12 protein-coding genes are annotated in these 12303 nt (G+C 31.2%); 11 read left to right on the forward strand and 1 reads right to left on the reverse strand.

Features of this window, described 5'->3' with window-relative positions; all coding sequences use genetic code 11:
• Positions 1-27: 27 nt before the first annotated feature.
• The 7 genes from ypeB to rho all read left to right on the forward strand — a co-directional run bounded on the left by ypeB (position 28) and on the right by rho (position 8081).
• Positions 28-1398, forward strand: coding sequence for a germination protein YpeB (gene ypeB / locus A7L45_RS01065; RefSeq protein WP_071611055.1), 1371 nt, complete (start codon positions 28-30; stop codon positions 1396-1398).
• 222 nt (positions 1399-1620) lie between these two features.
• Complete coding sequence (locus A7L45_RS01070; RefSeq protein WP_071611056.1) at positions 1621-2652, forward strand: D-alanine--D-alanine ligase family protein; 1032 nt, start codon at positions 1621-1623, stop codon at positions 2650-2652.
• A gap of 24 nt (positions 2653-2676) precedes the next feature.
• The gene (locus tag A7L45_RS01075; protein WP_071611057.1) at positions 2677-3660 is read left to right on the forward strand and encodes a tRNA 4-thiouridine(8) synthase ThiI; all 984 of its coding nucleotides are present in this window, start codon (positions 2677-2679) and stop codon (positions 3658-3660) included.
• Between the two features lie 14 nt (positions 3661-3674).
• Positions 3675-4097: a YwiB family protein gene (locus A7L45_RS01080; RefSeq protein ID WP_071611058.1), complete on the forward strand. Its 423-nt coding sequence runs from the start codon at positions 3675-3677 to the stop codon at positions 4095-4097.
• A gap of 126 nt (positions 4098-4223) precedes the next feature.
• Positions 4224-4511: a ribose-5-phosphate isomerase gene (locus A7L45_RS01085; protein WP_071611059.1), complete on the forward strand. Its 288-nt coding sequence runs from the start codon at positions 4224-4226 to the stop codon at positions 4509-4511.
• 255 nt (positions 4512-4766) lie between these two features.
• Positions 4767-6374 carry a CTP synthase gene (locus A7L45_RS01090; protein ID WP_071611060.1) on the forward strand — a complete coding sequence of 536 codons (1608 nt, stop codon included), beginning with the start codon at positions 4767-4769 and terminating at the stop codon, positions 6372-6374.
• A 237-nt stretch (positions 6375-6611) separates the two neighbouring features.
• The gene (gene rho / locus A7L45_RS01095) at positions 6612-8081 is read left to right on the forward strand and encodes a transcription termination factor Rho (RefSeq protein ID WP_071611061.1); all 1470 of its coding nucleotides are present in this window, start codon (positions 6612-6614) and stop codon (positions 8079-8081) included.
• A gap of 157 nt (positions 8082-8238) precedes the next feature.
• Here rho and rpmE read toward each other — a convergent pair whose 3' ends face one another.
• The gene (gene rpmE, locus A7L45_RS01100; protein ID WP_071611062.1) at positions 8239-8457 is read right to left on the reverse strand and encodes a 50S ribosomal protein L31; all 219 of its coding nucleotides are present in this window, start codon (positions 8455-8457) and stop codon (positions 8239-8241) included.
• 205 nt (positions 8458-8662) lie between these two features.
• Between rpmE and A7L45_RS01105 the strand changes: the two genes are divergently transcribed.
• The 4 genes from A7L45_RS01105 to prfA all read left to right on the forward strand — a co-directional run bounded on the left by A7L45_RS01105 (position 8663) and on the right by prfA (position 12284).
• Positions 8663-9247, forward strand: coding sequence for a thymidine kinase (locus A7L45_RS01105; RefSeq protein WP_071611063.1), 585 nt, complete (start codon positions 8663-8665; stop codon positions 9245-9247).
• Between the two features lie 2 nt (positions 9248-9249).
• Entirely contained in the window at positions 9250-10155 is a 906-nt protein-coding gene (locus tag A7L45_RS01110) for a DUF1385 domain-containing protein (protein WP_071611064.1), read from the forward strand.
• 67 nt (positions 10156-10222) lie between these two features.
• Positions 10223-11089: a peptide chain release factor N(5)-glutamine methyltransferase gene (gene prmC, locus A7L45_RS01115; protein ID WP_071611065.1), complete on the forward strand. Its 867-nt coding sequence runs from the start codon at positions 10223-10225 to the stop codon at positions 11087-11089.
• A 118-nt stretch (positions 11090-11207) separates the two neighbouring features.
• Positions 11208-12284, forward strand: coding sequence for a peptide chain release factor 1 (gene prfA / locus A7L45_RS01120; RefSeq protein WP_071611066.1), 1077 nt, complete (start codon positions 11208-11210; stop codon positions 12282-12284).
• Positions 12285-12303 lie beyond the last annotated feature (19 nt).

Here is a 12303-nt window from a genome sequence, read left to right on the forward strand (position 1 = left end):
CTTGGTAAAATATCAGGAGGAAAACATATGAAAATGTCAAAGAAAAGGATTCTGTATACAAGTATTGTGACTTTAATTGTTGTGTTTTCAACTACGTTTGCTATATTAATGTTTTTGGAAAGATTAGATTATAGAAATTATCTACAGGCAGAATATAGTAAAAACATGTATGAACTTATCGACTCTGTACAAAATATAAGAGTAAATCTAGGTAAATCGGCTATTGTTGGTTCCCCTGAGCAAAGTACAATAGTATTCGAAGAGGTTTTTAGATATTCTGCCACTGCAAACGATAAATTGCATTCGTTGCCAATTGATCAAGCGGTTGTTGGAGATACTAGTAAATTTTTAACCCAAGTGGGAGATTTTTGTTATACTTTAGCCCAAGCATCATCGGAGGGAAAGGAACTTACTGATAAGCAGTATGAGGTAATTGATAAATTAGAAACTCAATCATATACACTTCAAGAACAATTAAATGGTGTACTTTCTGAAATAAATGAAGGTAAAGTTAAATGGGGAGAAATTAGAAAGAAAAGTAGTGGGGTAATTGCAAAAACAGGTGAAAATCTTGTGACTCAAAGATTTACAGGTATACAAAAACAAATAGTCCAATATCCAGCATTAATTTATGATGGGCCTTTTTCTGATAATGTCGTCGAAATAAAACCTAAAGTATTGGCTGAAAAGGAAGTTAGTGAGAAAAAGGCAGTCCAGGTAGTAAATAATATGTTTGGCAAAGATAAAATTGAAAAGATTGAGTATAAGCAACAAGTTGGAAAGACAAATATACCAACTTATACTTTTTATATATCATTTAAAGGGAGAGATAAAGGCGATGCTAAAACAGTAATAGAAATAAGTAAAAATGGAGGCAAGGTAGTTTATTTGTTGGATAATAGAACTATAGGTAAAGCAACATTAAATATCCAAAAGGCAATAGAAGGCGGAAGTAAGTTTCTTAGCAAAACAGGATATAAAAATATGGAGTCTACATACACTTTAAACTATGGTAATACAGTGGTAGTAGCTTATGTGTATAAGCAGGGCGATGTAGCGATTTATCCAGATCAAGTAAAACTTAAGATTGCTTTAGATGATGGTAGCATTATAGGAATTGAATCTGAAAAATTTTTAGTTTCCCATGTAGAAAAGAGAGAAATCATTACTCCAAAAATAACCGAAGCTAAAGCACGAGAAAGGGTTAGTAAAAGGCTAAAAATAAACAAAATTAGTTTAGCGATTATACCTACCGAGACAAATAAAGAAGTTTTATGTTATGAATTCTTGGGATCATATAAGGGGAAAGATTTTATAGTATACATTAATGCTAGTACTGGTTATGAACAAAGAATAATAGAAATAATTGATACACCTAATGGAAAACTAACAATCTAGTAAATATAGAGAGCTAAATATCATAAAAATATAATATAGTAATTTTAATAGAGGATATTTATGCACAAAATGCAGATATATCCTTTATTCTGTTGAATTATTTTTAAATTAGCATTATAATTTTAACTTGTGTTATTATATACGGTGAAGTTTAAAAATTAAAATACAAAGTAATAGGTGCAATGATATAATAGTAATTATGGTTATAAGGAGAGAATGTTTATGAAAAAGAAAGTAGCGATATTATTTGGTGGACAGTCTACAGAACATGAAGTCTCGAGAGCGTCAGCAACATCAGTACTTAAAAATATTGATCAAACAAAATATGACATATACCCTATAGGAATAACTAAGGATGGGTTATGGTTTCAATATACTGGCAAAGTAGAAAATATAGAAAATGGGGAATGGGAAACGGACGAGTATTTTAAAATGCCAGAGGGTCAAAAGGTTTTATTTAATAAAGAAGTAGATGTAGTATTCCCCGTATTACATGGTTCTTTTGGAGAAGATGGAACTATTCAAGGTATGTGTAAATTGTATAATATACCTTGTGTAGGCCCTGGAGTAATGTCTTCTGCTATTTGTATGGATAAAATATATACAAAATATTTGCTCGAAAAATTTAATGTAAAGCAAGCTGATTATGTGGTAATAAATGCGAGTGAATATGTAAAAGACAAAGATAATCTGATAGCGAGTATAGAAAAAAAATTAGGATATCCGGTATTTATAAAACCGGCTAATGGTGGTTCTTCCGTAGGTATAACAAAGGCCCACGATCAAAAAGAATTAATAGTTGGAGTAATCGATGCCCTAAAATATGATAGAAAAATTTTAGTTGAGCAGGCTATTAATGCAAAGGAAATTGAAGTAGGAGTGCTGGGGAATGATGATCCAAAGGCTACTATTCCAGGAGAGGTAATCCCAGCAAAAGAGTTTTATGATTATGAAGCTAAATATAATAACGCGGAATCTAAGCTTTTAATACCAGCAGCACTAAATGAATCAAAACTCCAGAGTATTAAGGATGAAGCTATAAAAATTTACAAAATATTAGATTGTGCTGGAATGGCAAGAGTGGATTTTCTTGTAGATAAAGAAACAGAAGATATTTATTTAAATGAGGTTAATACTATACCAGGGTTTACTAAAATAAGTATGTACCCTAAAATGTGGCAAGCTACAGGTAAAACTTATGTGGAACTTATTGATGAACTTATTGAACTAGCTATTGAAAGGAATAATAAATAGTAAATTAAGAGAGGCGAAATACTTATGACAACAGCTTTGGCTATGATTTCGGGGGGCCTTGATAGTACTCTCGCAGCAAAACTTGTAAAAGATCAAGGAATAGAAGTTATTGGTATATGCTTTAAATCAAACTTTTTTGGAGAAAAAAATGCACTGAAAATGGTTAAACAAATAGATATACCACTAGAAGTTATAGACTTTTCAGATGCACATTTTGAAATGATGAAAAATCCAAAACATGGTTATGGTAAAAATATGAATCCTTGTATTGATTGTCATGCCATGATGATGAGGTATTGTGGAGAATTACTTGAAAAATTCCACGCTGATTTTATTATTACAGGAGAAGTTCTGAACCAAAGACCTATGTCTCAAAACAGATCATCTTTAGACATAGTAAAAAATGAATCCGGAGTAGGACATAAAATACTAAGGCCATTATGTGCAAAAAATCTTAATCCAACTCAAATGGAGATTGATGGTCTAATAGATAGAGAAGCGCTTATGGACATAAAAGGAAGAAATAGAAAGGTTCAAATGGAACTTGCCAAGGTGTGGGGTATTTTAGATTATCCATCACCTGCTGGTGGGTGTAAACTTACTGAACCTAATTATTCTATGAGACTTAAGGATCTTTTAGATCATAAAGAAAACCCAACAAAAATAGATTTAGAATTACTGAAAATAGGAAGGCAATTTAGATTGTCTAAAGATTCAAAAATTATATCTACAAGAACGGAGAAAGAGGGAGACCTTTTAGAACAATGTTTAACTGGAGAGGATTTGATGTTTTTAGCTAAGGATTATAACGGTTCTACAGTTGCTATAATAGGTATTGCTACAAATGAAGACATTGAATTCGCAGCAAGAATAACGGGCAGGTATTGTAAAGGGCGAGGCGAGAAAGTTGTATCTATTAGTTATGGAAAAGATGACCAGAGTCTAGATAGGTCTATAGATGCAATGCCTGCAACGGATGAGCAAATAAATAACTATATTATAAATTAGTGAGGGGCAAGTTTATGGAGAAGAACGCAGTAATTTCAGTAGTTAGCAGACAGTCTGATAGTGAAGAGGATGGAGATTCAATTGAAGTGGTAACGCCTGGAAAGTTTTACAAAGAAGACAATTGCTATTATGCAGTATACGAGGAAACAGAGATTTCGGGAATGGAAGGAACTACTACTACATTTAAAATCGATGAAGAAAAATTTACACTTATAAGAACTGGAACTACTAACACTGAAATGAACTTTAAAAAATATTCAAGAGACTTAACTTTATATAATACACCTCATGGAGCATTAGATCTTACGGTTGATACTAGAGAACTAAAAATGAACGTAGATAATAGTGGTGGAAATGTATTTATAGATTATGATATGATAATAGGAAATCAACAAGTTTTGAGTACGATTTTGGAAATTAAGATTAAAGCACAATAAAAATTAAGGCTATGTTCTATTTAGAATATAGCTTTAATTTTTTAATTTCATTTTATGGATAGTTTTTATGAATAAATGTCAATAATTTAATTGATGAAATAATTCAAAAAACTTGGGAGTGGTTTAATGCTTAAAAATATTGATTATGAAAAGATAATAGAAGCTATCTGTTATGTGAAAGGTATAAAAAGACATGAATCATTAAAAATATTAAAAGATAGAGAATGCAGGTATATATTATTCTTAGTATTACAAAAACATAAATGTGATGATGTTGAAATTGCTTATAAGAATTTTTTGATTTCTAGCAAAAGAGCTGCTAATTATGGATTAAAAAAAGCAGAGGAACGATTTTTTATTAATAAAGAATTTAGAGAGATGTATTTTGAAATAGAGAATATATTAGGGTTATGAATAAAAAAAACAAAAAAACAAAAAAAAGACTGGTGAATGATAAAAAAATGTGATAAGATATTAATATTGTTTTTAAAAAAACCTATACCATTATATTTAATGGGTAATTTCTATTATAAAATTGTAAACAACATTTGTCAAGCTATTTTAAAAATAATTAATATAAACTTTCAAAAATCTTAAAGTAATACATAAACAGTATTTAAAGAATAAATAGCAATTAAGAAAAAGTTATAAAACACAGGAGGAGTAATTATGAGTAGTACTAAGTACATATTTGTTACAGGTGGAGTAGTGTCATCTCTAGGTAAGGGAATAACAGCAGCATCACTCGGTAGGCTTTTAAAAAATAGAGGCCTTAAGGTTTCTATTCAAAAATTTGATCCGTATTTAAATGTAGATCCAGGTACCATGAGTCCATATCAGCATGGGGAAGTTTTTGTTACGGATGATGGTGCAGAAACAGATTTAGATTTAGGACATTATGAGAGATTTATTGATGAGAATCTAAGCAAGAGTAGTAATGTTACTACAGGAAAAGTGTATTGGTCTGTTATATCAAAAGAAAGAAGAGGCGATTTCTTAGGTGGTACAGTACAAGTAATACCGCATATAACTAATGAGATAAAAGAAAGAGTTTATAGAGTAGCTAAAGAAAAAGATGTAGATGTTGTTATAACTGAAATTGGTGGAACTATTGGAGATATTGAATCTTTACCTTTTTTAGAAGCTATAAGACAGGCGCAATATGAAGTGGGAAAAGAAAATGTTTGTTTTATCCATGTTACGTTAGTACCATATTTAAGAAAAGCTGGAGAACTTAAAACAAAACCTACTCAACATTCTGTAAAAGAACTAAGAAGTATAGGTATTCAACCAGATATCATAGTATGTAGATCTGAAAAAGAAATATCTGAAGATATGAAGGCTAAAATTGCAATGTTTTGTAACTTAGAAGCGGACTCTGTAATTCAAAATTTGGACGCTGAAAATTTATATGAAGTACCACTTATGCTTCATAATGAAGGATTAGATACTTTAGTATGTAAAAAATTAAAATTAGATTGTCATGAAATAGATAATACTGCGTGGATAAATATGGTTGATAGATTAAAGAATTTATCTGGAAATGTCAAAATAGCACTAGTTGGAAAATATGTTGAACTTCATGATGCATATATTTCTGTTGTTGAGGCACTTAGTCATGGAGGCCTCGCAAATGATTGTAATGTAGAAGTTAAATGGGTAAATGCTTGCGATGTAACTTCTGAGAATGTACATGAAATATTAGGTGATGTTCACGGAATATTAGTTCCAGGTGGATTCGGTGACAGAGGAATAGAAGGTAAAATTGAGGCAACGAAATATGCAAGAGAAAACAAAGTGCCATTTTTCGGAATATGTCTTGGTATGCAATGTGCTGTTATAGAATATGCAAGAAATGTTGCAGGATTAAGCGGAGCTAATAGTTCTGAAATTGATCCAGAGACTAAGTATCCTGTGATAGATTTAATGCCAGATCAAAAGGATTTAGATGAAAAAGGTGGCACTATGAGACTTGGGTTATATGCATGTAAGTTAGCAAAGGATTCAACATCTCATGAAGCTTATGCAGATGAAGTGATATATGAAAGACACAGACATAGATATGAATTTAATAATGAATATAGAAAAGCAATAGTTGCTGCAGGACTTTCACTTACGGGAACAAGTCCTGATGAAAAATTAGTGGAAATAGTTGAAATTAAAGATCACCCTTGGTTTGTTGGAGTTCAGTTTCATCCAGAACTTAAATCTAGACCCAATAACCCTCATGTACTATTTAGTGATTTTATTAAAGCTGCAATAGAAAACGATAAATAATATTAAATATATCCTATAGAGTGGACAAATGAAAAAGTCTACCCTATGGGATTTTTTTTGAGTTGATCTTAGGCGAAACTTAGAATGTTAAATAGAGTGGATTAAAATTATGAAATAGGATATAATTAACACAATATATCATTTCAAAAAATTCAGTGGATAGTATACTCGTTTTAAATTTCCATGATATTTATAAAATAGATATTACATATGAAATACCCTTCGGAGGTGCAGATTTTGATAAATAAAAATTTCGAAAATATTACAGTTGCCGAGCTAAAGCAGCGTTGCAAAGAGCTTGGTATTAAAAATATTTCTAAACTTAAAAAAAGTGAGTTAATTGAAGAGATAAACAAGACATCACAAGTTTCCATGCAAAAAGATGGAGTGATTTTAAGAGAAAAGATAAGTCCCAAAAGTTCTTCTACAGTTGAAGAAAATAGTATAGATAATTCAGAAAAGCATATCGAAACAAATTCAGCCCCAATTACTAAACCTACTTCTAATGAAAATATTGATACAGGTTTTAAAAATCAAAATGAAAATAAAAAAGAACAATTGCAAGAAATGATAAATGAATCAGGGTCGGCAAGAGGCGTGCTCGAAATAATTGAAAATAATAGCTACGGTTTTCTAAGAGGACACAATTATTTGTCAGGTTCTGATGATATTTATGTTTCACCATCTCAAATTAGAAGATTTAATTTAAAGACAGGTGATGAAGTAGAAGGTAAAGTTAGAACACCTAAGGAAGGCGAAAAATTCAAGGCTTTACTATACGTACTAAAGGTAAATGGAGAAAATCCAGAGAGAGCAGTAGGTAGAAAACCTTTTGAAAAGCTAACCCCTATTTATCCAACGCAGAGGCTTATACTTGAAACTAATGCAGCCGATTTATCTTCAAGGATGATGGATATTATTTCCCCTATAGGTAAAGGACAAAGAGGTATAATTGTAGCACAGCCAAAAGCAGGAAAAACGACACTTCTTAAAAAAATCGCTAATAGTATCTCTATAAATCATCCAGAAGTAAAATTAATAGTTGTTTTAATAGATGAAAGACCAGAAGAAGTAACTGACATGCAGAGGTCTATTAAAGGCGAAGTTATATATTCAACATTTGATGAAGAACCAGATCATCATACAAAAGTAGCTTCTATGGTGCTTGAAAGAGCTAAAAGAATGGTTGAACAAGGTCAAGATGTAGTTATACTACTAGATAGTTTAACTAGGCTTGCAAGAGCTTACAATTTAACTATAACACCTTCTGGAAGAACTTTATCTGGAGGACTTGATCCTAGTGCACTTTTGATGCCAAAGAAATTTTTTGGAGCAGCTAGAAATATTGAAGAGGGTGGAAGTTTAACTATACTTGCGACAGCTCTAGTAGAAACAGGTAGCAGAATGGATGATATGATTTTTGAAGAGTTTAAGGGAACTGGTAATATGGAAGTTCACTTGGATAGAAAACTTCAAGAAAGAAGAATATTCCCAGCTGTTGATATCTACAAATCAGGGACAAGAAGAGAAGATTTATTACTTACAAAGATTGAGATGGAGACTATATATAATTTAAGAAAAATAATGTATAGAGAAGGCAATGCTTTGGGCGTAACGGAAAAACTTCTTGGGTTATTATCTACAACTAAGAGCAATAAGGAATTTTTAGAAATGATAAATAAGAATTTTGAATTATTAGCTAGATAATATGCAGCTCTTCAGGAGCTGATTAAGGTAAGTAGTATAAACTATTTAAACGGCATATAAAAAGATAGTAGAATTATTTTCTATCTTAGCTATATGCCGTTTATTATTTTATAAATGAAAAAATGGAAAAGATAATTAAATCTTTTCCATTACTATATTATTCTACATCTTCATTTAATATGTTAAATTTCTTCATGAATCTATCAACTCTTCCACCGGCATCTATATTCTTTTGCTTACCAGTATAGAATGGATGGCAATTAGAACATACGTCTACTTTAAGTTCTTGTTTAGTAGATCCTGTAGTAAAAGTGTTTCCACATGCGCATTTAACGATTGTATCGTGATGATATTCTGGTTGTATTTCTTTTTGCATATTTTTCACCTCTTTTTAAAATAAATATATACCCGTATTGTCAACTATTCAATTTTATCATATAATTAATAATTAAGTCAATAAGAATAAAATTATTTTTTTACTTTATTATATAGTATATATTTGATAATATATATATGGATAAAATTTTTATTTGATTTAACTGTAATTTTAAGATGCGGTTGAATAAATTGGAGGTATAAATATGTACGGACCAAAAAATCATGGCTGGGTAGAAGTTATTATAGGACCTATGTACAGTGGAAAATCTGAGGAACTTATACGTAGAATAAGAAGAACTAAAATTGCAAAGCAGAAAGTGCAGGTTTTTAAACCGGAAATTGACGATAGATATAGTAAAGACGATGTGGTATCTCACTGTGGAGAAAAGGAAGAAGCGGTTAGGGTTAAGAATAGCTTGCAAATATTAGATCTTTTAGATGCTGACACACAAGTTATTGCCATCGATGAGGTACAGTTTTTTGACAAGGGAATTATAGATATAATTACATCACTTGCTGATAATAACAAAAGAGTTATATGCGCGGGACTAGATATGGATTTTAGAGGTGAACCATTCGGACCTATACCAGCTCTACTCGCAATAGCGGAATTTGTTGATAAAATTCAGGCGATTTGTGTAGTGTGTGGTAATCCTGCTACTAGAACTCAACGTCTAATTAATGGGAAACCAGCTAAATATGAAGATAAAATTGTATTGATTGGGGCTACGGAGTCGTATGAAGCAAGATGTAGAAAGTGTCACATTGTACCGAAAGAGGGGGTTTAACTATGGCTAAAAACACAAGCGTGGGAGGCCAAGCAGTAATTGAAGGGGTTATGATGAGAGGCCTTGCAGGAATTGCAACTGCTGTGAGAACTGAGCAAGGAGAAATCGTAGTTGAGAAAAAAAGTTACACATCGTATACTAAAAAGAATAAATTGGTAGGGCTACCTATAATAAGGGGATTCATATCTTTAATTGAATCATTAATTATAGGTATAAAGACATTAAATTATTCAGCTTCTTTTTTTGAAGAGGAAGGTGAACCTTCAAAATTAGATAAATGCATACAAAAATTGTTTAAAGAAAAAAGTAATGATGTAGTTATGGGGATATCCCTTGTAATTTCTTTGGCTCTATCTGTAGGATTGTTTTTTATTGTGCCAACCTTTGTGGCCAACTTGTTTAGTAAATTGGGTACAAATACAATGGGTATGAATATTGTAGAGGGAATTATTAGAGTTTTAATATTTTTGTTATATGTGTATTTAATAGGGAAAATGGAAGATATTAAGAGGGTGTATGAGTATCACGGTGCAGAACATAAGACTATATTTTGTTATGAGAACGAAGTTGAATTAACTCCAGAAAATGCTGCTAAATTTGGAAGGCTACATCCAAGATGTGGAACGAATTTTTTGTTTCTAGTTATGATAGTTAGCATTATAGTGTTTTCTTTAACTGGTTGGAACTCAATTGGAGAAAGAATAATGTATAGAATTATATTACTTCCTTTCATTTCAGGCATAAGTTATGAAATTATTAAATGGATGGGAAAAAGCAAAAGTAACTTAGCTACAATTCTTTCTTATCCAGGACTTAAATTACAAAACTTAACTACAAGAGAACCAGATTTATCTCAATTAGAAGTGGCAATAAGAGCACTTAAAGTTGCAGAAGGAATTATAGATTAATTGGTATAAAACATAGAAATTATGAATAATATTTACACGAAATGAATGGAGGTTGTGAAAAATTAATATAGAAAAAGAAAATACTATACAGGAAGTACTTTTAGAGTCATATAAAATTTTAAAAAAGGTCAATATTGAAAGTTATTTGTTAGATTCACAACTTTTGCTTGGTAAAGTTTTAAAAAAGGATAAATTGTTCATAATGATTAATAGAGACATTAAGATTAGCATAGAACAAGAAAATGAGTTTTTTAGGTTGATTCAGATTAGAAAAAATAAAATGCCTATAAAATACATTCTTGGCAAGTGCGAATTTATGGGCATGGATTTCATAGTAAAACCGGGAGTCTTAATACCGAGACCTGATACGGAAATTTTGGTTGAGGAAGTAATTAAATATATAAAGGAAAAAGGCCTCACGCAAATATGTGATGTTTGTACTGGAAGTGGAGCTATTGGTATATCAATAGCTGAGTTTATTAAAGAAGCCCTGGTAACGCTTTATGATATATCAGAAGATGCTTTAGCTGTTGCAAAGCTAAATATAGAAAGGTTTAAATTGTCTAAAAGAATTAATATAGAACATAGTGATTTGCTACAAGTAGCGATAAATAAACATAAGAAATTCGAAGTAATAGTTTCTAATCCGCCTTATATAAGAAAAGAGGTTATACCTACTCTAATGGATGATGTAAAAGGTTATGAACCGTTTATAGCACTATGTGGTGGGGAAGATGGTCTCGATTTTTATAGGAGAATTACAAAAGAAAGCACATTAGTTTTAGAAAAAGGTGGACTTTTGGCTTTTGAAATAGGATATGATCAAAAAGAAGCAGTTACAGATATCTTGCTTAAATCAGGGTTTAATAATATAGAGTGTATTAAAGATTTATCGGGAAATGATAGGGTTATTAAAGCTACATTAGTGGATTAATTATCTAACGGAATAGTTGTTATAAGAGGGAAATAATTGGATAGAAGCAATTTGTATATTGCATCTGATTATGATATACTTAACTAATGTGAAAATATATATACGGAGTGATAAAAAAATGTTAGATAGACTTGATTTTACGGAAAATAAATATGAGGAACTTTCAATAAAAATTAGCGATCCATTAGTTATTGCTAATCAAAAAGAATGGCAAAAATTATGCAAAGAACATGCTGGACTTGAAATAATTGTTACGAAATATAGAATATATAAAGAAGCAAAACAAGATTTGGAAACAAATAAAGAAATGCTTAAAGAAGAATCTGATAAAGAAATGAAAGATATGATTCAAGAGGAAATTAAAGAATTAAACGAAATTAAGGAAACAACGCAGGAAGAATTAAGAATTTTACTTTTGCCTAAGGATCCAAATGATGAGAGAAACGTATTTGTGGAAATTAGAGCAGGGGCTGGTGGAGATGAAGCTGCACTGTTTGCAGCAAATCTATTTAGAATGTATACAAGATATGCAGAACGTAATAGATGGAAAGTTGAAGTTATGAGTGCTAATGAAACTGATATCGGCGGATTCAAAGAAATAGTATTTATGATAAAAGGTGAATCTACATACAGTAAATTTAAATACGAAAGCGGAGTGCATAGGGTTCAAAGAGTACCAGACACAGAGTCAAGTGGAAGAATTCATACGTCTACAGCAACTGTAGCAGTTTTACCTGAAGTTGATGATGTAGATATTGAAGTTAGTGCTAATGATTTAAGAATAGATGTGTTTAGAGCATCTGGTAATGGAGGACAATGCGTTAATACAACGGATTCAGCAGTAAGAATGACGCATATTCCAACAGGACTTGTAGTTTCTTGCCAGGATGAGAAATCCCAGTTAAAGAACAAAGAAAAAGCTCTAAAGATACTAAAATCTAGATTATTTGACAGAGCTGAAGCTGAGAGATCGGCAGGAATAGCTGAAGAGAGAAAGAGTCAAGTAGGGACTGGAGATAGAAGTGAGAGGATAAGAACATATAATTATCCTCAAGGCAGGATAACAGATCATAGAATCGGGTTAACTTTGTATAAATTAGATGCTTTTCTTGATGGAGACATAGATGAAATGCTGAATAGTTTAATAACTGCTGACCAAGCAGAGAAGATGAAAGCTATGGGAAATAATAACTAAAGTATTATTATGAGTGAAA

Origin of the sequence: Clostridium estertheticum subsp. estertheticum (genome assembly GCF_001877035.1) — a bacterium.
Classification (GTDB): Bacteria; Bacillota; Clostridia; order Clostridiales; family Clostridiaceae; genus Clostridium_AD; species Clostridium_AD estertheticum.